Source organism: Crocinitomix catalasitica ATCC 23190 (assembly GCF_000621625.1).
Taxonomy (GTDB): domain Bacteria; phylum Bacteroidota; class Bacteroidia; order Flavobacteriales_D; family Crocinitomicaceae; genus Crocinitomix; species Crocinitomix catalasitica.
In genome coordinates this window covers 37,475-60,441 of record NZ_JHXV01000001.1, presented here as the reverse complement: position 1 = coordinate 60,441, position 22,967 = coordinate 37,475, and the positions used below count along the sequence as shown (strand labels likewise).

The 22,967-nt window shown below is 33.1% G+C and carries 25 protein-coding genes and 2 pseudogenes; 13 read left to right on the top strand and 14 right to left on the bottom strand.

Features of this window, described 5'->3' with window-relative positions:
• The first annotated feature begins 36 nt into the window (after positions 1–36).
• The 10 genes from T367_RS0100275 (at position 37) to T367_RS0100230 (ending at position 9,415) form a co-directional block, all read left to right on the top strand.
• Entirely contained in the window at positions 37–1,632 is a 1,596-nt protein-coding gene (locus T367_RS0100275) for a hypothetical protein (RefSeq protein WP_027418045.1), read from the top strand.
• The gene (locus T367_RS20860) at positions 1,629–2,702 is read left to right on the top strand and encodes a glycosyltransferase family 4 protein (protein WP_051568249.1); all 1,074 of its coding nucleotides are present in this window, start codon (positions 1,629–1,631) and stop codon (positions 2,700–2,702) included. The genes T367_RS0100275 and T367_RS20860 overlap by 4 nt, the downstream gene beginning before the upstream one ends.
• On the top strand, positions 2,699–4,216 hold the full coding sequence (locus T367_RS20855) for a hypothetical protein (protein WP_051568248.1): 1,518 nt from the start codon (positions 2,699–2,701) through the stop codon (positions 4,214–4,216). Before T367_RS20860 ends, T367_RS20855 begins: the two co-directional genes overlap by 4 nt.
• A 98-nt stretch (positions 4,217–4,314) precedes the next feature.
• Positions 4,315–5,199, top strand: a complete 885-nt coding sequence (cyoE, locus tag T367_RS0100260) for a heme o synthase (RefSeq protein ID WP_035841950.1) — start codon at positions 4,315–4,317, stop codon at positions 5,197–5,199.
• A gap of 5 nt (positions 5,200–5,204) precedes the next feature.
• Positions 5,205–6,254 (top strand): cytochrome c oxidase subunit 3, encoded by a 1,050-nt coding sequence (locus T367_RS23480; protein WP_027418043.1) that lies wholly within the window; start codon positions 5,205–5,207, stop codon positions 6,252–6,254.
• Positions 6,255–6,278: 24 nt separating this feature from the next.
• On the top strand, positions 6,279–6,980 hold the full coding sequence (locus tag T367_RS0100250; RefSeq protein ID WP_027418042.1) for a cytochrome c oxidase subunit 3: 702 nt from the start codon (positions 6,279–6,281) through the stop codon (positions 6,978–6,980).
• Between the two features lie 46 nt (positions 6,981–7,026).
• The gene (locus tag T367_RS0100245; RefSeq protein ID WP_051568247.1) at positions 7,027–7,401 is read left to right on the top strand and encodes a cytochrome C oxidase subunit IV family protein; all 375 of its coding nucleotides are present in this window, start codon (positions 7,027–7,029) and stop codon (positions 7,399–7,401) included.
• 36 nt (positions 7,402–7,437) lie between these two features.
• Positions 7,438–8,160: a hypothetical protein gene (locus tag T367_RS0100240; RefSeq protein ID WP_027418040.1), complete on the top strand. Its 723-nt coding sequence runs from the start codon at positions 7,438–7,440 to the stop codon at positions 8,158–8,160.
• A gap of 78 nt (positions 8,161–8,238) precedes the next feature.
• Positions 8,239–8,883 (top strand): SCO family protein, encoded by a 645-nt coding sequence (locus T367_RS0100235; RefSeq protein WP_027418039.1) that lies wholly within the window; start codon positions 8,239–8,241, stop codon positions 8,881–8,883.
• Positions 8,876–9,415 (top strand): DUF420 domain-containing protein, encoded by a 540-nt coding sequence (locus T367_RS0100230; protein ID WP_027418038.1) that lies wholly within the window; start codon positions 8,876–8,878, stop codon positions 9,413–9,415. Before T367_RS0100235 ends, T367_RS0100230 begins: the two co-directional genes overlap by 8 nt.
• Here the strand turns inward: T367_RS0100230 and porG (T367_RS0100225) are convergent.
• From porG (T367_RS0100225) to T367_RS0100175, 12 genes and pseudogenes are all read right to left on the bottom strand, one after another.
• Positions 9,412–10,248 (bottom strand): type IX secretion system protein PorG, encoded by an 837-nt coding sequence (porG, locus tag T367_RS0100225; RefSeq protein WP_084274254.1) that lies wholly within the window; start codon positions 10,246–10,248, stop codon positions 9,412–9,414. The two genes, T367_RS0100230 and porG (T367_RS0100225), sit on opposite strands and share 4 nt — an antisense overlap.
• 60 nt (positions 10,249–10,308) lie before the next feature.
• A complete protein-coding gene (porG, locus tag T367_RS20845; RefSeq protein ID WP_051568246.1) occupies positions 10,309–11,136 on the bottom strand; it encodes a type IX secretion system protein PorG in 828 nt (275 codons plus the stop codon).
• A gap of 2 nt (positions 11,137–11,138) precedes the next feature.
• The gene (locus tag T367_RS0100215; RefSeq protein ID WP_027418036.1) at positions 11,139–12,056 is read right to left on the bottom strand and encodes a DUF6089 family protein; all 918 of its coding nucleotides are present in this window, start codon (positions 12,054–12,056) and stop codon (positions 11,139–11,141) included.
• A gap of 62 nt (positions 12,057–12,118) precedes the next feature.
• Positions 12,119–12,916, bottom strand: coding sequence for a 16S rRNA (adenine(1518)-N(6)/adenine(1519)-N(6))-dimethyltransferase RsmA (gene rsmA, locus T367_RS0100210; protein ID WP_035841947.1), 798 nt, complete (start codon positions 12,914–12,916; stop codon positions 12,119–12,121).
• On the bottom strand, positions 12,913–13,230 hold the full coding sequence (locus T367_RS0100205) for a DUF4286 family protein (protein WP_027418034.1): 318 nt from the start codon (positions 13,228–13,230) through the stop codon (positions 12,913–12,915). The genes rsmA and T367_RS0100205 overlap by 4 nt, the downstream gene beginning before the upstream one ends.
• Positions 13,231–13,248: 18 nt before the next feature.
• A complete protein-coding gene (locus T367_RS0100200; protein WP_027418033.1) occupies positions 13,249–15,075 on the bottom strand; it encodes a tetratricopeptide repeat protein in 1,827 nt (608 codons plus the stop codon).
• The gene (locus tag T367_RS0100195; RefSeq protein ID WP_027418032.1) at positions 15,065–15,625 is read right to left on the bottom strand and encodes a hypothetical protein; all 561 of its coding nucleotides are present in this window, start codon (positions 15,623–15,625) and stop codon (positions 15,065–15,067) included. The genes T367_RS0100200 and T367_RS0100195 overlap by 11 nt, the downstream gene beginning before the upstream one ends.
• An 8-nt stretch (positions 15,626–15,633) precedes the next feature.
• A complete protein-coding gene (gene serS, locus T367_RS0100190; RefSeq protein ID WP_027418031.1) occupies positions 15,634–16,908 on the bottom strand; it encodes a serine--tRNA ligase in 1,275 nt (424 codons plus the stop codon).
• Between the two features lie 117 nt (positions 16,909–17,025).
• Positions 17,026–17,325: a helix-hairpin-helix domain-containing protein gene (locus T367_RS25240; protein WP_245593012.1), complete on the bottom strand. Its 300-nt coding sequence runs from the start codon at positions 17,323–17,325 to the stop codon at positions 17,026–17,028.
• 99 nt (positions 17,326–17,424) lie between these two features.
• A pseudogene (rpmA, locus tag T367_RS25235) lies at positions 17,425–17,673 on the bottom strand (50S ribosomal protein L27); the annotation flags it as partial.
• Positions 17,674–17,728: 55 nt separating this feature from the next.
• Positions 17,729–18,031 (bottom strand): annotated as a pseudogene (rplU, locus tag T367_RS0100180) (50S ribosomal protein L21); the annotation flags it as partial.
• 80 nt (positions 18,032–18,111) lie between these two features.
• Positions 18,112–19,011 carry a DMT family transporter gene (locus T367_RS0100175; protein ID WP_035841944.1) on the bottom strand — a complete coding sequence of 300 codons (900 nt, stop codon included), beginning with the start codon at positions 19,009–19,011 and terminating at the stop codon, positions 18,112–18,114.
• A gap of 116 nt (positions 19,012–19,127) precedes the next feature.
• Here T367_RS0100175 and T367_RS0100170 point away from each other — a divergent pair, with 116 nt between their 5' ends.
• Both T367_RS0100170 and yihA read left to right on the top strand, forming a co-directional pair.
• The gene (locus tag T367_RS0100170) at positions 19,128–19,742 is read left to right on the top strand and encodes a deoxynucleoside kinase (RefSeq protein WP_027418027.1); all 615 of its coding nucleotides are present in this window, start codon (positions 19,128–19,130) and stop codon (positions 19,740–19,742) included.
• Between the two features lie 46 nt (positions 19,743–19,788).
• Complete coding sequence (yihA, locus tag T367_RS20840) at positions 19,789–20,424, top strand: ribosome biogenesis GTP-binding protein YihA/YsxC (RefSeq protein WP_051568245.1); 636 nt, start codon at positions 19,789–19,791, stop codon at positions 20,422–20,424.
• Positions 20,425–20,686: 262 nt separating this feature from the next.
• On the opposite strand, the gene gldC is transcribed toward yihA, so the two are convergent.
• Both gldC and gldB read right to left on the bottom strand, forming a co-directional pair.
• A complete protein-coding gene (gldC, locus tag T367_RS0100160; RefSeq protein WP_027418026.1) occupies positions 20,687–21,031 on the bottom strand; it encodes a gliding motility protein GldC in 345 nt (114 codons plus the stop codon).
• The gene (gldB, locus tag T367_RS0100155) at positions 21,024–22,037 is read right to left on the bottom strand and encodes a gliding motility lipoprotein GldB (RefSeq protein ID WP_027418025.1); all 1,014 of its coding nucleotides are present in this window, start codon (positions 22,035–22,037) and stop codon (positions 21,024–21,026) included. Before gldB ends, gldC begins: the two co-directional genes overlap by 8 nt.
• Positions 22,038–22,098: 61 nt before the next feature.
• Here gldB and T367_RS0100150 point away from each other — a divergent pair, with 61 nt between their 5' ends.
• Positions 22,099–22,965 (top strand): outer membrane beta-barrel protein, encoded by an 867-nt coding sequence (locus T367_RS0100150; RefSeq protein WP_027418024.1) that lies wholly within the window; start codon positions 22,099–22,101, stop codon positions 22,963–22,965.
• Positions 22,966–22,967: the final 2 nt, after the last annotated feature.

Sequence of the window (22,967 nt, the reverse complement as noted above, 5' to 3'; positions counted from 1 at the left end):
TATATTACCTTATCAATCAGTTTAAGTATTTGTCATATGCGGAAATATTTTGTATTCATACTCTTTCTAAACTTTGCATATAACAATGTTTTTGCACAACTATATTTCCCAAATGAGTCGTATTACAATTCAGAAATAATTCGACTCTCTTTGAATGATACAACTAGAACAAAGATAGATCGTGAACATCTTAGTTTTAAACCAATCATTGATTCTAAAACTAAACCAGAAGTTATTTATCACACTGATGACAAAAGGTATTATTGGATAACTCAAAAGCTATTCAAAGAAAACTTCCTACTATTTAAAGGCAACGATTACTGGTGTGCAGTTGATCCCATTCTAGATTTTGTTGGAGGAAACGACTTTTCTGCAGATTCTAATAAAATTCTATATTGGAATACAAGAGGCATTCGTGTACAAGCAAAATTCTTTGATCGCGTAGCATTTACGACAACCTTTTATGAAAACCAATCGGTTTTACCGGTGTATCAACAAAACTATGTCAATAGTCACGGTGAATTTATTGTTAATGGCGGAGCTACAAAATACACACAAAACAATGCAATAATTCCTGGTTACGCCAGAACAAAACCTTTTAAAGTAGACGGTTATGATTTCGGTTTTGCAGAAGGAGCTTTATCTATAATTGCTGCTCCATGGCTAAATATTCAATTGGGCAATGGCAATCAATTTATCGGAAATGGTGAACGATCATTATTATTATCAGATTTTAGTACCAATTACCCATTCGCCAAATTAGAAACAAGTTTATGGCAAAATCGGATACAATATATAGCCATGTACGCTATACATCAAAACTTATACCGATTGAAATCCTCGACTACACCCGAGGCAACTTATGAAAGAAAGATTGGGACTTATCACTACTTGGACATTGCCCTAACTAAAGATTTTAATGTTGGATTATTTGAATCATTTTTATGGAAGCGAACAGATTCCATAGGTTCTCATCAACCAGATTGGATGTTTATTAATCCAATAATTGGTGGAAACACTTTAATAAAAGGAACTTCAGGCGAAGGATACCAAGCTTATCTGGGTTTAAATGCAAATTACAATTTACAAAACCTGAACATTTATGGACAATTGATATTAGACAACTTTAAATTTGGGGGTGTTCAATTTGGATTCAAATTCTATGACTTATTCGTTGAAAAACTAGACTTTGGAGCTGAAATAAATCACATTCAAAAGAATTCATTTACATCTACAGATAAAAGATATAATTACAATAACAATAATTTATCCTTAGCACATCCTAATGTGAATGGGATAGATGAACTAATAATTAGTTTTTCTTACCAGAAAAAACGTGTATTCATAACAAACAAACTGATTTACTCAGAGCAAGCTTATCGCTCAGATGACACTTATTATAATAAAACACTTTTAACTAGAACCACTTTAACCAACGACGCCTATAAAAGGAAAAATGTTCTTTACAATCAATTCGAAATTGGATATAGATTTAATAAAAATTATAATTTGCAGGCAATTATTGGATATATTTACCGTCAGGATACGAAAGCGACTGATATGCCGCACTTAAGTAATTATTGTTACTTAGGTATTCGAACGAAAATTAGAAATAAGAATTTGAACTTTTGAACAATTTACAACTCATATTAGCATTTATTACTGCATTCAGTGTGGTTCTTTTGGCAACTCCATCACTTATCAAAGTTGCGAAACTGAAGCAACTTGTTGATGAACCTAGCGAAGAACGAAAAAAACATACGACCAGTATTCCAACTATTGGCGGTATCATAATATTTAGCGCCTTTATATTTTCTATTTTTCTTTGGTTCCCAGATGAGAATTACAAAGCTATCGAAGCATTGAGTCAGTTTATGTATCTGGCCGCAAGTCTTGTTCTTCTCTTCTTTGTTGGTGTAAAGGATGATATCATTGGCATGTCGCCTATCAAAAAACTTATGGCCCACATCATGGTTGGCTTTATTTTAGTTGTCATGGGCGGAATTAAAATCACAAGTTTCCAAGGCTTATTGGGACTTGATTTTATTCTTCCAGACTACGCTAGCATACTTTTATCTATCTTCATTTATATTGTAATTGTAAACTCAATTAACTTAATAGATGGTGTTGATGGATTAGCACCGGGAATAGGATTAATAATAACCTTTACTTTCGGAGTTTGGTTCACCAATTCAGGAGATATTCATTGGGCCTTAGTCTCTTTTGCCTTAGCTGGTGCATTATTAGGCTTTTTGGTCTTCAATTTTAATCCAGCTCGAATATTTATGGGAGACTCCGGTTCACTAATAATCGGAGCAGTTGTAAGTGTTTTAGCGATTCAATTAATACAAACACCACTTGATTTTCTGCCAGTTGACTTCCAAAATTTATCCACACCTGTTTTTGCCATGAGCATATTATCCTATCCCCTTTTAGATACATTAAGAGTGTTTATCATCAGGGCAGCTCAAGGACGCTCTCCATTAAGTGCCGATAGAAACCATTTACATCATAAATTAATGGATAAGCAGTTGGGCGCAAAAAGAACTGTATTAATCATATACTTGTTCAATACCATTATGATCGTTCAAGCATTCTTCTTTCGTTTTGACAATCCAAATATCAGTTTTGTCATTAGTTTGAGTCTTGCATTAATTTTCGCGCTTGTAATTTATATGATTGCTAAAAAAACTAAAGGGTGATTAGGTGGACAAGAGTAATCACTTATATTTTAATTGGCATACATTTTAATAATTATGCTCAATTGAATGTCAAGAGTTTAAACACTCAAGACAGAATCGACAATCAGTATTACTATATTAAATCAGACAAATCAATTCATAGTAACGTATTGCCGGCCATTACTTTTATAGATACAGTAAAAAAAATTATTGACGGTGGCATTCAGATAAATACAAATAAATTCACATCTTCTATACGCCCTTTAGCGAATCTACAGATTGGGCTTGATCAAAATCGCAACCAATCAACTTTTATTTATGAAACAGGCATTGGAATTGATTATACATTAACCTCCAAAAAAATATTCTTTACAGCTAAACTCTTACCATATTTGGCGCAAACACCGTATTTCAGAGACTCACTTCAAAAGTTCGAGAATATTGATCCAGGATCGAGCCGATCATACGGCAATAATATTTTTGCCCAATCTCAAATTGTTTTAGCTTATAAACCGAACCACATATTCACTTTCAGTGGTGGTTATGGAAAAAACGTTTTCGGTGATGGCTATCGCTCATTACTATTATCAGATAATGCTGTTGCCTATCCATTTCTAAAATTGGAAACTGACTTTGGAGGAATTAAATATGTCAATCTTTATACAATGTGGGGCGAAAATAGCGATGAACCTTTCACACGTAGTAAAGATCAAATTAAATTTTCTGCTCAACATTATCTAAGCTGGAATATTACAAAATCATTTAATATTAGCGTTTTTGAAACTGTAATATGGCAATCAAACGATACGCTTGTGAATAGAGGTTTCGATCTTAATTATTTAAATCCAGTTGTTTTTTATCGGCCGGTAGAATATGGATTAGGATCATCTGACAACGTACTACTTGGAATAAGCTCGAGTCTCAAAATCAATAAACATTCACAAATTTATGGGCAATTAATCCTAGACGAATTTCTATTAGCAGAGATACGCGCCAAATCAAGATGGTGGGGAAATAAATATGGTTATCAAATAGGATATAAATCTGACGATTTTTTCGTTTCGAACTTATATTTCCAAACTGAATTTAATGTAGTTCGACCATTTACTTATTCTCATAAATATCCGGTAATAAGTTACGGACATTACAATGCATCTGTCGCACACCCCATTGGGGCAAATTTTTACGAAGTACTAAACATACTTTCTTATAAATGGAAGGATTTCAGATTGACGAATACAATGACTTATGCTGCATACGGGATAGATAGTACCGCTGTTAATTATGGACAAAACATTTTTAACTCTTATGCAAATAGAGCTGGAGATTATGACCAACTTATGCTCCAAGGCGATAAACAAAATGTATTTACAGAAACAATTTCACTAGAGAAAAAAATTATTCCTCATTTAAACCTTTACTTGAATTTATCCTATCGACTACGATTTGTAACTACTAGTAATGAACAATATAGTCAGCATTATTTCCAAGTTGGTATTATATCTAGATTATGGAATAGTGCTACAGATTATTGATACATAGCCATAAACAATAATTAGAATCAATCTAAGCATATAAATCTATTTATATGTTACCTTTTTATTACATTTGCATAAATTACAAAGCGTCATAAATGATAGCAGAAGAATCAACGATAGAAAAAACAAAATCTACCTCAAAACTTAAAGATTACGTGCTTTTACTAAAATTGCGTTTAGCTTTCTTAGTTGTGTTATCAGCAGTGGCAGGGTATTTATTTGTAGGAGGTGGACTAAATCTAAATTTCATTTATTTAATATTAGGCGGATTTCTAATTACTGGCGCATCGAATGGCTTGAATCAAGTTATTGAACGAGATGTAGACAAATTAATGGATCGAACATCCGATAGACCAATTCCAGCAGGAAGAATGTCTGTGAATGAAGCTTTGATTGCATCGATAATTTGTGCAATTGTTGGTAGCGTATTATTATTTCAACTGAACTACTTCTCTGGTATTTTGGGAATTCTTGCCCTTGTAATGTATGTATTTTTATATACACCTCTAAAACGTATTACCCCATGGGCTGTTTTCGTTGGTGCATTTCCAGGAGCAATTCCACCTATGTTAGGTGTTGTTGCAATTACTGGAACATTTGACCTTACCGTAGGTATAATTTTCTTAGTACAATTCATTTGGCAATTTCCACATTTTTGGGCAATTGCTTGGGTACTAAATGACGATTATGCAAAAGGAGGGTTTGCTTTATTACCAAGTAAATCAGGCAAAACTAAACGTTCTGCTTTTCATATTTTACTGTATACTTTATTCATGGTCCCGGTGAGTTTATTGCCTTGGCTAATTGGTTTAACAGGTGATATTACTTTAGTTGTAGCGACTGTTGCAGGAGCATGGTTCTTTTGGAAAGCATACAAATTATACTTAAATCTGGATGATAAGTCTGCCAGAAGCTTAATGTTTGCTTCTTTTATTTATTTGCCAGTAATTCAATTCTTATACGTTTTCGATAAATTCTAATCATCTTGAATAATTCAGAGGTCTCCCCAGAAGTAAATGCAAAGATTAAAAAGAACTTAGTTGTTATCTTTTTATTTGCAGTAGCAATGATTTTTGCTGGTTTAACTAGCGGATATATAGTATCCCAAGGCGGTAGCTTTTGGGTTAATATTAAAATGCCTTTAGCATTTAAAATAAGTACGACTTTAATTGTATTGAGTAGTGTTTTCTTAATTCTTGCTGTCGTTGCTGTCAAGAAGAATCAACAAAAAGTATTAAAAATATATTTAGGCTTAGCCTTTATTCTTGGATTAGGGTTTGGTGTCTATCAAATAAAAGGATGGGGCCAACTGATTGATAACGGGAATTTCTGGAATGGACAAATTATAAATATCAAAGGACAATATGGAAACTACTATTCTTTCTTATATAAAGGAAAGGAAGTTTCCTATGACAATGGTACTTTTTATTTAAAAGGAGAAAAGATTGACAGTGAAGTTACTTCCGAAATGAAAGAAATTGCTCGTCAATTTATTGAAGGTAGCAGCAAAAAGAAGCCTACTTATAATTTACCGAACTACGGCACATTATTTACTTTAAAGTATAAAGGTGAATTAGTAACTTATTTGAACAATCAATTATATTTAAACAATGTTCCTTTGGCGATTGAACAACATAGTCGTTTACGATATTTTTCAGAAAGTATAATTGAAGATCGTGGAGATTTTATTATGAAGGGGAAATATGGCGAAGACTTTCAGATTTTTTATCACGGGAAACCGTTGAAATATGAAAACAGAACATTTTCAATAGATGGGAAATTATTATCTCCTAAACAAATGAATGATTTAAACACGCAAGACAACACGGCAAGTTCATATATTTATGCATTTACCTTCATGCATTTATTGCATTGGATTGGCGGTGTAATCGCCTTACTAGTAGTATTTATCAACGGTGCAAAAGCCAAATACACAACAAATAATTATTTAGGTATAAGTTTAGCATCAATTTATTGGCATTTTTTAGGCATATTGTGGCTTTATTTATATGCTTTTTTAATTTTTATTCATTAAACTTGCACAAAGAAAATTTTGATTATGGCAGGAGCAGCTACTCAAGAAATTGACAATTCAACAGCATGGGGAGGAAAAGAATCCCCATTTAAAGTAAGTTACGGAAAAATGATGATGTGGTTTTTCCTTGTATCAGATGGACTTACATTTGGTGGACTTTTAACCGCATTAGGTTATGCAAAGTTTTCAAACGTAGAGTCTACGACGGCTTGGCCTGCTGGTGAAGAAGTGTTTTTTCACTTTCCCTTCACACATGCATCTTTACCATTACTTTATGTTGCATTGATGACATTTATCTTAATTGTCTCTTCGGTAACAATGGTGTTAGCCGTTGAAGCTGGTCACAGAATGGACAAAAAAGGTGTTATTAAATGGCTTTTATGGACCGTTGTAGGTGGATTTGTGTTCTTAGGTTCTCAGGTTTGGGAGTGGGCAACATTTATTGCTGGCCCTGATGGAGATTTTAATACATGGGCAGACAATGCAACTTTAGCGTATAATCCTTATGGACCGACGCTTTACGCTGATTTCTTTTTCTTTATTACTGGATTTCACGGTTTTCACGTTTTTACTGGAGTTGTCTTTAATTCACTTGTTTTAAGAAATGTAATTCGAGGTGTCTACCACAAAAGAGGTCATTATGAAATGGTTGAGAAAGTTGGTTTATACTGGCACTTTGTAGATTTAGTATGGGTATTTGTATTTACATTCTATTACTTAGTATAAGTTCAGATAAATTATTTAATTAAGATATTCCTAAAAATTTTATAAAATGTTAAGAGACGACGTAATTGAATATTCTTTAGACTACCACCACAGCGAAGAAGAAGGTGTTAAAAAAAGAAAAACCATTTGGAAAGTAACTGCAATACTTTCAATTATTACTGCTGTAGAAGTATTGGTTGGTGTAATGTTCCCTAAGCACGAAGTTGCAGCAGGACTTTGGTCAGTGATCAAATTTTCTTATATCATACTTACGATTGTAAAAGCAGCTTATATCGTTTTAGTTTTCATGCACTTAGGCGACGAAAGTAAAACACTTAAATACATGATATTGATTCCTTATATTGTATTTATATTATATTTGATATTCATTATTCTAGTTGAAGCTTCTTATATCGGAAACGGCTGGAAAACCGTACACTAGTATTGTATTCTGACTTAAATAAGAACACACGTTTTCATGGCCAAAACTAAAAGATTATTACTAATCCTATTGGTGCTATTGGGCCCTGGTTCGATTATCTATTTCATAGCTAAAAATGTAAAGAATCATTTTATTGAATTGCCTTATCTAGGATATGAATATACTTTAGATGGTAACGGGAATAAAATAGATTCATCAGCATATCAAATTCCGGCATTTCAATTAACTAGAATGGATGGTCAAATAATTGACAATTCAACTATTGCTGGTAACTTCATTGTGCTTAGTACAATTCAGAATAATTGTCCAAAAATAGATGAATGCGGACTTAGTCCTTATCTTTTCAATGAAATATTCTTCCATAAATTAGTGAAGAACCGAGACAATTATAATAATGTCAAAGTAATTTCAATACTTACAGATCAAGATGGCCAACCTTTAGATTCGATTTCAGATGAATTAAAGGATGAAATGATTGATTACGATAAATCTTTATGGTGGTTTACCACTGGAGAAACTTTACCTTTTTATAATTTTAATTTTTACGGTAAAAAGTTTAAAGATCACCCAGCTGATCCAGCCTCAGGCGAAATCGGTAAATTTGCTTTTACCAATAGTTTAATTCTAATAGACGATAAAGGATTTGTACGTGCAGTCACTGGTGCTAAATCAGATTCTGATATCCGAAACTTTTTTGATATGCTAAAACTTTTGAAGAAAGAAGAATTTGACAGAAATCGAGAACAAAATAAAAAGTAAAAAACGTAATTCTTTATTGCTTAAATATCCATAACGATTGCCTTTTCTTTCTTACTTTTGTACTTTAAATTCTAATCAATGAAGCAAGTAATTTTCTCCTTAATTATCGCAATTGGTTTTGCGAGTTGTAAAAATGAACAGCAAGAAACGCAATTACCATATTATGGTCAGCATGATGTTGAGTTAATTGAGAAAGATGGGGAAATTGTCTCAGATACAACATACCATACTGTTCCAAAATTCTACCTTATTGATCAAGATAGTAACCAATTTGATAACAGTAAAGTTGAAGGCAAAATTCATGTTGTCAACTTTTTCTTTACGAGTTGTCCTGCTATTTGTCCCGCTATGATTGCACAGATGAAAAGACTGCAAGGTATGACTAACGATATTGAAGAGTTAGAATTTTTAAGTCATACAATCGATCCTAAACGAGATACATTGGCCAAACTTAGAGCTTACATCGAAAAACGAGAAATAGATACACATAATTGGCATTTTTTATATGGTGACAAGGCTTATGTGCATGAATTAGGTCAAGATGGTTATATGCTCAATGCAAAAGAAGATAAAGCTGCAGAAGGCGGATTCTTGCACTCTGAGCATTTTGTTTTAGTTGATCGCTCTGGACATATAAGAGGATTATACGTTGGCACCGATGTTGAACAAGTAAACCAATTAAACAAAGACATTCGTAAACTAATTTCACAAGAATATGAGTAATGATACAACTGCGATCGATTTAGAAAAAAAGTATAAACCACTTATCATTATACTTTCTATTGCAATTCCTTTGGTTGTTGCAGCTTTAGGAGGAATTAAGATTGAAGGTTATAATACAAGTTATCTCCCTCCTATTTATGCTTCTATCAATGGTATAACTGCGATTCTATTAATAAGTGCAGTTATCAGTATAAAAAATGGAAATAGACAACGTCACGAATTATTAATGAAATTTGCAATTGCTTGTTCAGCTTTGTTTTTAATCGGGTATGTAGTTTATCACGCCACTTCCACTTCTACTGAATACGGAGGAACTGGTCTTTCTAAATATATCTATTATACAATTCTAATCAGTCATATCTTTTTAAGTATTGCCATCATTCCTTTAGTATTATTCACTTATGTAAAGGCTTGGGCAGGCAATTTTGAAGGTCATAAAAAAATGGCGCGAATAACCTTCCCAATTTGGTTATATGTTGCAATTACGGGGGTTGTTGTTTACCTTATGATCAATCCTTATTACGGGGCTTAATTGCCTTTCATTGCTTTACATACATCATATTTAAATGGTTTAAAGGTTATCATAAAACCGTAAAAACTATACCAATCTTTATTACTAGGATTCCCCCTATTCATACCACTTTGATAGATATCAGTTTTATTCGATAAATCCCCAGCCAAAGGTCCGCTTGCATCTGCGAGTAACAGTGTATTCACATATGCTCCTGACACATCATCTAAATAATCGGTAAACGTCTTTCTGATTCCATATTCAATTGAAATTGCTACGCGTTTTCTTAAATTAAACTTAATTCCAATTCCCAAAGGAACAGTTATTTGATTTAAACTATAACTATTTTTATCAGACAATACCGAATTCTGACCTTCAGTGCCAAGTGGTTGAAGATCGACAATTATATTGTCATAATTTGTTTGTGGGTTGATTCTTGTATAAGCCAGTTGATAAAAAAAATAAGGACTGAAAGGGAATTTCATATCTTTTATTGCATACTTAAAGAAATTAATTTCATAACCAACGGCAAGTTCAAATAACGAACTATTAAAATTTAAATCCCTTGTATTTTCAAAAGCATTATTTGAATTTACATCGTTCCCATAAACGGAACCATAAATAGCCGTGAACCTTAAATTATGTCGTGTTGATAGATTATATCGATATACAGCTCCAAAAGCAACTTTCGATTGCACAAAATGTTCATGATTCAATTCTCCAATATAATAAGCTCCACCGCCAAAGACACCAATTTCAGACGCTTGCTTATAATTTTGACTATAACCATTCATTGTGTAACCAAAAAGGCATATAAAAAGGACTAAGACTTTATTTGAATGATTTGCTGACATAATTACGCTCTAACAAGATTGAAACGCAATATGTTACTATATATTGTAATTTGAATGGTCTTAACGCCATCCACGCATATCACAAATATTTTTTTTGAAAGGTTTAAATGTGATCATAACGCCATAGAAAAAGTACCAATCCTTACCGACTACAGTTCCTCGATTGGTTCCTGAATTTCTAGGACTATCACTTAAACTTCTATCCGCTAGGTCGGCTGCCAAGGGACCATTTAATTGAGACAATTGCGCTCCATTGACATAAGAACCTGACACATCATCTATATAATCAGTAAATGTTTTTCTCACACTATATTCAAACGACATAGCAATTCGACTTCTAAGATTAAATTTTAAACCAATACCCAGAGGAATGGTAAATTGATTTAAGTTGTATAATTTTTTATTATCTGAAAGTGCACTACCCTGGCCTTCTGTCCCTAAAGGTTGTAATTCGTAATCAACACCATTAAAGTTTGTCATCGGATTGATACGAGCATAAGCGAATTGATAAAAGAAATATGGTGTTATTGGGTACTCCATATCATTGATTCGGTATTTAAAAAAATCAAATTCCATACCGAACGCGATTTCGTATAACCTTGATTTAAAATCTAAATTACGTTGTTGTGCATACGGGTCGTCACTATAGGCATCAGCGGCATATAAATCTCCCATATTGGCTGTTAATCTCATCGAATATCTTGTGGTAAGATTATATCTAAAGATCATACCGACAGCAGGCTTACTGTATTTGAAATGTGTACTAGGATTTAAGTCTCCGATATAATAGGTACCCCCACCGAAAAAGCCAAATTCAAATGCTGTTTTAAATCCTTGAGAAAAACTAAATTGACTAATAAGCAAACAACACAATAAAAAAAATCGCATGATTAGAATTTCGGAATAAACAATTCCTTTTGCTTGAATCTATAATGAACAGAGAATAGGCCAAACATATAAGCGTCGTTATAAGTAGGATCACCTCTTTGAAGATAATTATTTCTGCCATCAGGCAAAGGATGAATTCCAGTTAATCCCAAATCCGTATTGACCGCTCTGTCAGCAAGTGCACCAGCAACGTCACCATTTGCGGCCACTATTTCATCATTTAAATAATAAGATGTACTTACATCATCAAGATAATCAGACATGGTATAACGTAAACTTAATTCAAAACTTACCGACCATTGTTTATCAATTACATATTTTAAACCAACTCCCATTGGAATAGCTAAAGTGTATCGTTTATACTTGTCTTCTCTTCCAGCCATCCCTTGACCTTCGGTAGCTAATGGCTGCAAAGCATACCAAGTACCATCATATTCAGCTTTAGGATTGAAAAAAGTAACACCAACACCAGCATAGAAGAAAGGCATCAATGAAAAAGCCTTATTACCCTTAACACCTTTAATTTTATATCTTGGCTTAATTCTTTCTTGCATTGGATAATACTCAAGAATGGCAGAAAACTCACCAATAACACTTCTAAAACTTAAATTCCTTGTATTTCGAACGATATTCTTAGTTACGGCATCATCACCATGAATTAAACCATAAATACCAGTCACTTTCGCCGAAAAATATGGACTAAGCGCATATTTATAACCCAACATCATAGTCGGTCTAGTCATGCTAAACTTAAGATCCTTTATACCATGTGTACCAATACCTTGAGATCCACCCAGGTCACCTAAAAAATTAGTCGCACCAACCCCAAAGAAAACTTCATTTCTTACATACCTCCAGGCTTGAGCATTTACGGAACTTACCGAAATTAGGATCAAGAAAAATAAAAGACTTTTTTTCATTAAAAGCAATATACTTTAAATTGTTTCAGGTTACTATGACAAATATATAAAATATCCAACAATTACTTGTTAGTCTCGTGCCCATAAATAACTGTCGTCAAATATACGAAATCTTCAACTGATAACACCTCGGGTCTTAAAGTTAAGATATTCAAGAACTTATCCTCAGTTGATGTTATCCCTGTCAACAATGGTTTAATCGAATTTCGAATTGTTTTTCTACGCTGATTGAATGACATTTTCACAATTTGTTTAAACCTCACTTCATCACAAGCCAATTTTTGAATACTGTTACGGGTTAACTTAATTACACCAGAATCAACTTTTGGTGGTGGAATGAAAACATTTGGAGGAACAGTAAATAAATATTCTATCTCGTAAAAAGCTTGGAGAAGGACACTAATTATACCATATTTTTTAGTTCCTGGTTTCTCAGCTATTCGTTCTGCCAATTCCTTTTGAAACATCCCTACAACTACTGGAATTTGATTTTTAAAATCTAACACCTTGAATAAGATTTGAGAGGAAATATTATAGGGGAAATTACCAACTACAGCAAATGGTTTAGGCCCCATCAACTCCGCTAAATCGACCCGTAAAAAGTCTAAAGAATGAATTTTTCCGTGTAATTCGTTAAAATGTTCATTCAAATATTCAACAGACTCCCTGTCAACTTCAACGACTTGCGTTTCAAATTTTTCTAGCTTCAATAAATATTTTGTCAGTGCTCCCATCCCTGGACCAACTTCAAGAAGTGTGTCAAAATCAGTGTGTGCATCAATAACTTCTGCCATTTTGATACAAACATTCTCATCATTTAAGAAATGTTGTCCTAGGTGTTTTTTAGCTCTTACACTCATTTTGAAAAATTCGATTTTACCAATAAAAGTGAACGAAATGCCGCCGTTTTATAACCATATTTGTCGGTATGCTCTTTTTGTAATCTTTCAGCATGAAGAATTTTATACTCTTCATAATGAATCATTGATTCACATAAATATTGAACGGCAAACGAAATACTCCCTTCATCATCAGAAAGAACCTGAGATAATTTAGCTTCAATAAAAAAGCCTGTTTTTATTACTTCAGGTATATGTGTTGTTTCCATCCACTCAAGCCATTCATCACTTACATCTTTGTCAACAGAAACTGTTACATTGTACAAAACATTCATATATTTTACTTTCTGATTTTAATTAAATATTGCCGTAATACTGCGGTATTTTTCTCGAGCAGAAGCCGAGTAAAGACTACTTTCAAATTCAAATAGAATTCGTTTGTAATAAGTAGCTGCTTTTTCGTACTCGTCAAGTTTATTATAATAGATTTCTGCGATTCGAAAAATAGCATCATCAGCCAAAATATCGTCAACATACGATTCTGCAATCATTTCATAATATTTTATTGCCTCTAACCAATTCTGTTGCCCTTCGTAAATTTGACCTTTTTTGAAAAGAACTTCATCAATCATACTATGAAATGGAAAATGCGATTCAAGACTATCAAGAATAAAAAGCGCTTCATTAAATTTATTCTGTTGCAATAATAAGTCAGCCTTCGCATATAGTTTAACTGGTGCTTGATTTGTATCCAATCCTAAATTGTCTTGTAATAATAGTGATAATTGCATTGCATTATTTGCTATTAGCTTACTTGTTGAAGCTTTTAAGACATCCAATTGAGCTTTTGCATAATCAAACTCTCCATCATAATAAAAAACTTTTGCATTCTTAAATTTCGCTTCGTGTCCAATTAAGTCTTCACTGAAGTCTTTCGCAACTTGCATATACAATAAAGATGCTTCCCAAATATCGCCAGAAACAACGTAAATATCTCCTAATAGAATTTTATACTCTGCTCGCTCGTAATTAGACATTGATCCTTTCATTGCTTCACCAATCAGACCTTTTGCTTTTTCTGTATCATCTAAATAAAAGGCATATATTTCAGCCAGTTGCCTAATGATTCCTCTCGCTTTTTTTGCATTGTTAATCTGAGCAACACTTTTTTCAAATTCATCAGCAACGACATGTACCTCTTGTTTGGTGAACGTTTTTTGATTTTTCACCATTTCAAATGAAATCTGTAACTTTCTTTCGATAGCATAATGGTAATACGGGTTTTCCGGTCCCAACTCTTCCAAATATTTATACGCTTTTAATGCTGCGTCATAAGCTTGATTCGACTGACAAATTTGACCGATTTGGAAAAGATTTTTACCGTTATCTTTCGTTTTTGCATCTAATGCTTTTGCCTGAATTACAGCCCCATTGAATTCTTTTATTTGCGTATAATACCAAATAAACATCTCATTATTAACTGTTTTATTTGGATACCGTTGAACATTGGTCAGTATTTCTTTCCGCAACATTTCAACCCTTGCAACATCCGAATCAAAATCAATAATTCTGCTTAAATAATTTTGAACTGTACGTAAATAAGCCGCGTTGTAATTCACTAAATCGAGATATTCACGAATCATTTCCTCTGGTTTGTCAACCATTGAATACAATTCTGCTATTTCCAAATGAAAAGCATCATCATTACGCAATACTTTCCGTCCTTTTTCATACGTAGATATAGCATAATCATATAAACCGTAAGACTTAAACGAATTTCCTAAATCTTCAACTCTAGATGGAATGCTTGGCAAATCTTTAATTAAGTCATCATACGTTTCCAATGCCTTTTCATTACGATCAGTTGCTTTGTAAACGTTTGCTAATTTAAAATAAGTGTCAATAACATAAGGATCACGTTTAATTTGTTTTTCAGCAACCTTTTCACATGCATCCAATTTGTCTTGATAAAACAAGGACATAAAGTATCCTTCAAAATATTTTTGCGATCCGTATTTACGATAAATTTTCTCGAAATAAGGTTCTGCCTTTTCAAACTCACCTTTATTAAAATAATGGTTTGCCAATTTTGAATCATTGTCTTCAGGTTGGGCAAAAAGATTCCCTGTTGAACTGAAGATCAACAATAAAACAAATACGATATTTAAATTAATCTTCAAGATTATGCTTTAATAATTCTATAAACTCGTCTATACTCGGTGTTGCGTGATAATATCTCTTTTTTTCAGCAATTTGTTTTTTATTAAAATCATCAAAAGACAAAGTCACGGTTAAGACAGCCTGCATTTCGTTTGCTAAGTATTTATTTAATTGTTCTTCAGAAAAAAGTCCAGCTTTTACATCTTCTTTTAAATCTTGTAATTGATGTTTCAAAGCATTTAATTCATCACCAAAAAACATTTTCTTAGTCTCCACCCCTTTTAGTACTTTACGTACAGATTTTGCTTCATTTAAATGATTACCTAAACTTTCATTGATCGTATCCGAAACATAGAAATTTTTCACAAAACCTTCATTTAATACCACATGGTCCACCATCATCTTCAAACTATCAAATTCTATACCATCCATTAACACTTCCAAACTATCGATAACAACCAGTGCCGAATCAATTTGAACCAATTGTTTTTCAAACTGTTTTTCAGGATTACAACTTGTCATTGAAGTTACAAACAAAATAGCGATAAGCGAATAGAATAATTTTTTCATGTCTAAATTTAATTTTTTATGATATCAAATCCTGTATATGGTACAAGAGCTGCAGGAATTTTAATACCTTCTTCTGTTTGGTTATTCTCCAATAACGCTGCTAAGATTCGCGGCAATGCCAGGGCACTTCCATTCAACGTATGCACCAATTGTTTATTGTTGTTTTCATCTTTAAACCTCAATTTCAAACGATTCGCTTGAAAAGTTTCGAAATTTGAAACAGAACTCACTTCTAACCATTTATCTTGTGCAGCTGAATAAACTTCCAAATCGAATGTTAAAGCAGAGGTAAAACCAAGATCACCACCGCATAATCTTAATGTTCTATATGGCAATTCTAATTTAGTTAAAATATCCTGTACATATTTTACCATTTCATCTAAAACAGCATACGAATTGTCAGGATGTTCGATGCGTACCAACTCTACTTTATCGAATTGGTGCAACCTATTCAACCCTCTTACATCACTTCCGTAAGAACCCGCTTCACGTCTAAAACATGGCGTATATCCAGTTAATTTGATTGGCAAATCAGTTGATTTCACCAATTCATTTCTATACATATTAGTTAAAGGAATTTCAGCTGTTGGTATCAGATAAAGATCATCTATGGTAGCATGATACATTTGTCCTTCTTTATCCGGCAATTGTCCTGTTCCAATTCCAGAAGCTTCATTTACCACAAATGGAGGTATTATTTCTGTATAGCCATTATCTCGAGCTTGATCTAAGAAAAAATTGATTAATGCACGTTGTAATCTAGCCCCTTGACCTTTATAAAAAGGAAATCCAGCACCTGTCACCTTCACACCTACTTCAAAATCAATAATATCATATTTTTTAGCTAATTCCCAATGCGGTTGCCAAAAATCCAATTTTGTTGGAATAGTTCCAGAATTAGATAAAACTTCATTGTCCTCGTCCGAATTCCCGGCTGGAACTGAAGGATTAGGGACATTCGGAACTTCATAGAGGGCAGCTTGCAATTTTTCAGCGTAAGCATTCATAGCTTCTTTTGCATTCTTTTCAAGCTCTTTCAACTCACCTGCTCTAGCTTTTGCTTTATTCGCTTCGTCTTGTTTACCTTCTTTGAACAATGAACCGATAGACTTCGCTAATTGATTTGATTCAGCAGCAATCTTCTCTAACTCCTGTTTTGACTCACGCCAATTCCCATCTAAAACAAGAATGTTTTCAATTAATTCTTTTCCGTCAAAATTTCTCAACTTCAACCGTTCAATTATTGTCTCTTTTTCTTTTCGAATTCTAGCTAATTCTAACATTAATATTATTTTTTTATAAAAGTATAAATTGTCGTTGGTTATTCGGGCAATTTGGGCATAAAAAAAACTCCTTTCAGCAAAGCCGAGAGGAGTTTCAATTTTATAAGTTGAAAAGAATTATTTCTTCTTTCCTCCGTCTAATTCATCTTGAAGAACTTTCAATTCGTCCCATTTACCATCAGCAGCTAATTGTGCTTGTTGCGGCCATGTATCAGGACTAAATCTTGCATAGTTACCTTCTGCTTCGTCTAATATCTTTTGGATATCAGCAACAGATGCAGCAGCTACTTCAGCATAAGAATTCAAACCACCTTCATTTAATACAGAAGCTAATTTTGGTCCAACACCTTCAATTTTTGTTAAATCATCACCTTTTGCAGACTTTGCAGCTGCTTTCTTAGGCGCTTCTTTTTTCACTTCTTCTTTTGCAGGTGCCTCAGCACGAACAGCAGTTTTCTTTGAAGCTACTTCTTTTGCTGGACTTTCTCCTTTAGTTGGAACAGTTTCAACATCAAAAGGAACGACAGATACGAATGATCTATTGTTTTTCTTTTTTCTGAATGCAACTAAACCATCAGTAAGTGCATATAATGTATGATCTTTACCAATCCCTACATTCGCTCCTGGGTGATGCTTAGTCCCTCTTTGTCTTATAATGATATTACCAGCTATTGCAGCTTGTCCACCAAAAATTTTAACACCAAGGCGTTTCGATTCTGATTCTCTACCATTCTTCGAACTTCCGACTCCTTTCTTATGTGCCATATCTCAAATATTTTTATCTTTCAATTAAATGAAAGAATTAAATTTATTAAACGTTAATTTTATCAATTTTGATCTCAGTAAACGATTGTCTGTGACCATTTTGTTTTACGTAACCTTTTCTTCTTTTCTTTCGGAAAATGATTACTTTATCTCCTTTAACGTGTTTTACCACGGAAGCTGATACTACTGCTCCTTTAATAGCTGGGGCGCCTACATTTACTTTTCCGTCATTATCGATTAAAAGAACATTGTCAAAATCAACTTTTGAACCTTCTTCTTGTGCTAATCGATGAACGAAAATCTGCTGGTCTTTTTCAACTTTAAATTGTTGGCCTGCTATTTCTACAATTGCGTACATAACAAATTTTCTATTTATAAAATTATTTAGGACGACAAAAGTAGGGATTAAATTTAATATATCAACAATGCAATCTTAATTTATTTTGAAGGCCTTAGCTTTTTATTCATAAAATATACACCAATCAGAATCAATAGTATCCAAATAATATTTTCTAAGGCAAATTGTTCGCCATCCCAAACACCGATTAAGACAGCTACGATTGGAATTAAATAGGTTACCCCTGAAGAAAAGATGGGACTTGAAATAGCCACCAAATTATTAAACATAAAAACAGCCAACGCTGTCCCCACAACACTTAAAATAATTAAGTAACCTACAGCCAAACCACCTAATTCGTGCTGAACTATAGGTTGATATGCTTTTGTAAACATTGCGACAACAATAGCGGGAAGTAAAATCATTAAAAAACTTAGCGCAGTTATTACTAGCGGTTTCATATGTGACAGCTTATACTTAATTGTTGTTAAACTAATGGCATAACAGATAGTAGCTATAAAAACCAGCAAAGCGTAATTCAAATTATTCGATTCGAAATGAATTTGATTCCAAAAGATTTTAAACAAACCAAAAATGGCCATTATCATACCTATTATTTGCCATTTATTAGGAATAACCTTATAAGCCAAGATACCTATCAAAACAACAAATATGGAAGTCCCCATATTTAACAATCCCGCCAAAGAGCTTTCTATTCCAGTTTCAGCGAGTGTAAATAATAGCGCTGGAAAAAAATTACCACAAAGTCCAGTAATTAATAGCCAACCAAAATTTTCTTTGTTCAATTTTTTAATATGCCTTAAAGCAATTGGCAACAAAACCAAACTTGCAATCACTATTCGCATACTGCCAACTTGAAACGGACCGAGCACCATTTCATTTCCCAAAGGGCTCATTGATCTTTCCATTAAAATGAATGAACTCCCCCATATAACAGAAAGAAAAACCAATAGGAACCAAGACAAAAATTCTTTTTTCATTTGCGGCAAATTTACAGTCTTTTACAACAGCAATATTTATTTTCTTAAAAGAATTGATTTAGACCGACAACAAACGAAATTTATTCCTAATTTTATATCTCCAAAAATTAAAGGATATGCATATAGCTGTAGCAGGAAATATAGGCGCTGGTAAAACGACGTTAACCAAATTGTTAGCAAAACATTATGGATGGGATACCCATTTTGAAGATGTTGAACAAAACCCGTATTTAAATGACTTTTATGAAGACATGCAGCGTTGGTCCTTTAACCTGCAAATCTATTATTTGAATAGTCGTTTTACCCAAATTCAAGAAATAAAAAACAATTCAACAAACGTTATTCAAGATCGTACGATTTATGAAGACGCATATATATTTGCACCCAATCTTCACTCGATGGGCTTGATGACAACAAGAGATTTTGAAAATTATTTTTCTCTGTTCAACTTGTTAGAATCATTTATTTCTGCTCCCGACGTATTAATCTATTTAAAAGCAAGCGTTCCAACGTTGGTGAACCAAATTCAAAAACGAGGACGAGAGTACGAAGAGAGTATTCGTTTAGATTATTTAAAACGTTTAAATGAAAGATACGAAGCATGGATTTCGACTTATGATCGCGGTAAATTAATTGTGATTGATGTTGACAATAACAACTTCCACGAAGATGCAAATGATTTAGGAACAATAATCAACTCGATTGATGCCGAGATAAACGGCTTATTCTAAATAATCGATAATTATCTTGGCATTCATTTGCCAGTTTTACAATACAATGGTTATAAAAACAGCTGAATTTGTAATTAGTAATATGGTGGTAAATCGGTGTCCAGAACCGAACATGCCCGAATATGCTTTTATTGGTCGATCTAATGTCGGCAAATCGTCTTTAATTAATATGTTAACCAATAATAAAAAATTGGCTAAAACATCTGGAAAACCAGGAAAGACACAATTAATCAATCATTTTTTAATCAATAAGGAATGGTATTTAGTTGATTTACCGGGCTATGGTTTTGCGAAAGCAGGACATCAACAAAGACATAAATGGAAAACATTTATTGCCGAATATATGGAAACAAGAGCCAACCTTGTTAATGTATTCGTTTTGATTGATAGCCGATTAGAACCTCAATCAATTGACCTGGAATTTATGGGATACCTTGGAGAAAAAGGCATTCCTTTCTCAATGATCTTCACTAAAACCGACAAATTAAACAATAACAAACTTGGAAATTTTTATAATTTTTACAAACGTGAAATGTTAAAAATTTGGGAAGAAATGCCACCGCATTTTATATCTTCTTCTGTTGATTTTTCAGGACGTGATGAAATTCTAGACTACATTGAAGAATGTAATAAAACGACGGATTTCTCTGATTATGTCCCTGAAAAAAAACAAAAAAAATAAGTAAAAGACTAGAAGTCAAAACAATCATTTGGAATTAAATTCTTCAATAGAGATTTTTGACAGCTATTTTCAGTTCGTCATTCTGCTTTGACGAATTGCGACTCAATGCAATGTTCGAATTCAAAAAAATAACCAGTACAATTCAAAGGACCAAAGACAGACAGTCTTTAATCCTTCATCTATTATATCACTACAGTAAATTGTATAGACAAAAGATAAAGACTACTTAGACACTAAATACTAGCGAAAAAACTCTTTAAGCTTAACTTAAAGGAGGTAAGATTCCCATTTTTTCTGCGAAATGTTGGCAATAATCACGAAGATCTTCAGCCATATTCTTTTCACCCGTCGCTTTCTCGAACGAATCTGCCATTGTAATCAGGGTTTGATGCATAAACTTCTTCATATCATCTACCGTAAATTCCTTATTCCACAAATCAATTCGCATTGCAGTATTCGCTTTCTTATCCCAAAACGAAAGGATCATTGCTTCAGCACTTTCTTTATCAATTCCACCTTCAGCCGCCGACCAAATAATTTGCTCTGGCAAGTTGTTTTCATTTGTCAATACTTCAATTTCAATCTTAGATTTTTTCAATTTACTCATTTGATTTCGGTTTGTATGCTTTTAATACTTTTGTAATATTTTCCTCTGCTAATAAATCAGCCAATGTCACATCAGGATTCTTTTCCATGTATGATTCAACCATTCGCCAGCCAATAAATCTTCCTAACCTTCCTGGAGAACCATCAAGACCAACGGTGCTTGGTGCTTCTTCAAAAAAACGTAGGTTCACTTTCATATCTGTAGAATAGATCCATTCTTTGTCAACTAAATATTGCCAAATGCTATATTCACTCGCCATGGCAAATTCCATTTCCTGTTCAGAATAACGTAGAATTAAATTTTCGGGTAAATCTGGTAATAATGCGCGAATGGCATAATGAATTTTTCCAAAATAAATCAAATCCTCCAAAAAATTCTCTCCTCGAGACTCCTTAAATACATTATCTACTAGCCAACTATTTGCTATATCTACAGGTAAATATTGAGGCTGCATTTTATCAGACATATAAACAGGAAAACCTGCCAATCTAATTTTTCTGTTTTCTGGCCCTGTATACATATCCAATCCCAATCCAATTCTATTTGATGTAGAAACAACACCATAATTAAAGGCACTATTATAAGTAATCACTTGATTTGGTATTGGCGCCTCTGGTAAATGATACTTCAAGTGTTTAAATAAGTCAACGATCAAACCCTTTTCAGCACTAAAATCTTTAAAAACAACATCAATATCTGATTTTAAAGAACGCATAATTGAATCCTGCGTAAATCGATATAAATAATCAATCACAGAATCTTTATTTACACGTTGCATACCTAACATATTATAGATATAAAAATCGTATAATTCACCACCAACAGTTGCCAATTCTTTGTTCACCGCATATAATTCCGACATTGACTTCACGTCAAACATTTTGTCTTCGAATCTGTCAAACTGAATCTCAACTTCAATATTTGATACATCAACTTTCAGTTTATCGGTCGAACATGACAGAATAACGAAAGTAAGCACGATTAAAGTTTTGAATTGATTCTTCATTGAGGAATATTTCTTATTATTGTTATAAAATTAGATTCAATTAATAGATAATTACAAAACTATGAAAAAGTTACTATCTGCGGTTTTAATACTTGGTATTTCGTCGAGCCTTTTTGCACAAGAGAAAAAATTCCAAGTTGGTTTGGTTTTAGGACCAACATTCAACTGGACAAAAATCCAAACTAATAAAATTGAAAGAAACGGTATCGGAAACGGTTTTACCATTGGTATGGGAGGCAATTACATGTTCAATGAAAACATCGGTCTTGCCCTAGGCATTCAATTCGATTTAGAATCATTTAAATTGAATTATGGTAACGATGCAGACAATGGATTAGGCGAAGTATTTTATGCTTATACAGATACTGAAATTAAACGCTTTAAGGATGGTGTAGTTGAAGAATTCTCAGATACCACTGGTTTTCAATTAACAACAAGAAAATTTAGAGCAAAATATATTACAATACCATTATTCTTAAAATTTCAAACCAATAAAATTGGTAGCATGATTTATTACGGTAAATTCGGTTTAAGAACAAGTATTTTAGCAGGTGTAAGAATGGATGACACTGGTTTTGACGCAAGTTATAACAATGCTGAAGGTGCAGAAACATTTTCAAGAATAGTTGGTGCTGAAAGTCGTACACTAGAGAATATGAAACCAGGTGCTGTGAAAAAAGGATTAGCAGCTGTTAGAACGGGTGTTGGAATTTACGGTGGTGCTGAATGGAATTTTACTGGCAGTACTTTTCTTTATTTTGAAGGAGGATTCACTTACGGAATTACACCTGCTTTATATCAAAAATCTAGTCATTTAGTTGAAAAAGTTGAAGTTGCTGAAGCTCCGGGTAAATACACATACACAAACTTAGACATCAAAAACAATCCTCAACATATCATTGAGATTAAAATAGGATTACTTTTCTAATT

What these genes read in the sequence shown, in the direction of transcription:
- T367_RS0100205 (WP_027418034.1), bottom strand. Translation starts at nt 13,230, where the DNA reads ATGAATGTTTTGTACAATGTAACAGTTTCTGTTGACAAAGATGTAAGT.
- cyoE (WP_035841950.1), top strand. Translation starts at nt 4,315, where the DNA reads ATGATAGCAGAAGAATCAACGATAGAAAAAACAAAATCTACCTCAAAA.
- T367_RS0100245 (WP_051568247.1), top strand. Translation starts at nt 7,027, where the DNA reads ATGTTAAGAGACGACGTAATTGAATATTCTTTAGACTACCACCACAGC.
- porG (WP_051568246.1), bottom strand. Translation starts at nt 11,136, where the DNA reads ATGCGATTTTTTTTATTGTGTTGTTTGCTTATTAGTCAATTTAGTTTT.
- rsmA (WP_035841947.1), bottom strand. Translation starts at nt 12,916, where the DNA reads ATGAGTGTAAGAGCTAAAAAACACCTAGGACAACATTTCTTAAATGAT.
- gldC (WP_027418026.1), bottom strand. Translation starts at nt 21,031, where the DNA reads ATGAGTAAATTGAAAAAATCTAAGATTGAAATTGAAGTATTGACAAAT.
- gldB (WP_027418025.1), bottom strand. Translation starts at nt 22,037, where the DNA reads ATGAAGAATCAATTCAAAACTTTAATCGTGCTTACTTTCGTTATTCTG.
- T367_RS0100230 (WP_027418038.1), top strand. Translation starts at nt 8,876, where the DNA reads ATGAGTAATGATACAACTGCGATCGATTTAGAAAAAAAGTATAAACCA.
- T367_RS0100195 (WP_027418032.1), bottom strand. Translation starts at nt 15,625, where the DNA reads ATGAAAAAATTATTCTATTCGCTTATCGCTATTTTGTTTGTAACTTCA.
- T367_RS0100215 (WP_027418036.1), bottom strand. Translation starts at nt 12,056, where the DNA reads ATGAAAAAAAGTCTTTTATTTTTCTTGATCCTAATTTCGGTAAGTTCC.
- T367_RS0100250 (WP_027418042.1), top strand. Translation starts at nt 6,279, where the DNA reads ATGGCAGGAGCAGCTACTCAAGAAATTGACAATTCAACAGCATGGGGA.
- T367_RS0100275 (WP_027418045.1), top strand. Translation starts at nt 37, where the DNA reads ATGCGGAAATATTTTGTATTCATACTCTTTCTAAACTTTGCATATAAC.
- yihA (WP_051568245.1), top strand. Translation starts at nt 19,789, where the DNA reads ATGGTTATAAAAACAGCTGAATTTGTAATTAGTAATATGGTGGTAAAT.
- T367_RS0100240 (WP_027418040.1), top strand. Translation starts at nt 7,438, where the DNA reads ATGGCCAAAACTAAAAGATTATTACTAATCCTATTGGTGCTATTGGGC.
- T367_RS0100235 (WP_027418039.1), top strand. Translation starts at nt 8,239, where the DNA reads ATGAAGCAAGTAATTTTCTCCTTAATTATCGCAATTGGTTTTGCGAGT.
- T367_RS0100175 (WP_035841944.1), bottom strand. Translation starts at nt 19,011, where the DNA reads ATGAAAAAAGAATTTTTGTCTTGGTTCCTATTGGTTTTTCTTTCTGTT.
- porG (WP_084274254.1), bottom strand. Translation starts at nt 10,248, where the DNA reads ATGTCAGCAAATCATTCAAATAAAGTCTTAGTCCTTTTTATATGCCTT.
- T367_RS0100170 (WP_027418027.1), top strand. Translation starts at nt 19,128, where the DNA reads ATGCATATAGCTGTAGCAGGAAATATAGGCGCTGGTAAAACGACGTTA.
- T367_RS0100150 (WP_027418024.1), top strand. Translation starts at nt 22,099, where the DNA reads ATGAAAAAGTTACTATCTGCGGTTTTAATACTTGGTATTTCGTCGAGC.
- serS (WP_027418031.1), bottom strand. Translation starts at nt 16,908, where the DNA reads ATGTTAGAATTAGCTAGAATTCGAAAAGAAAAAGAGACAATAATTGAA.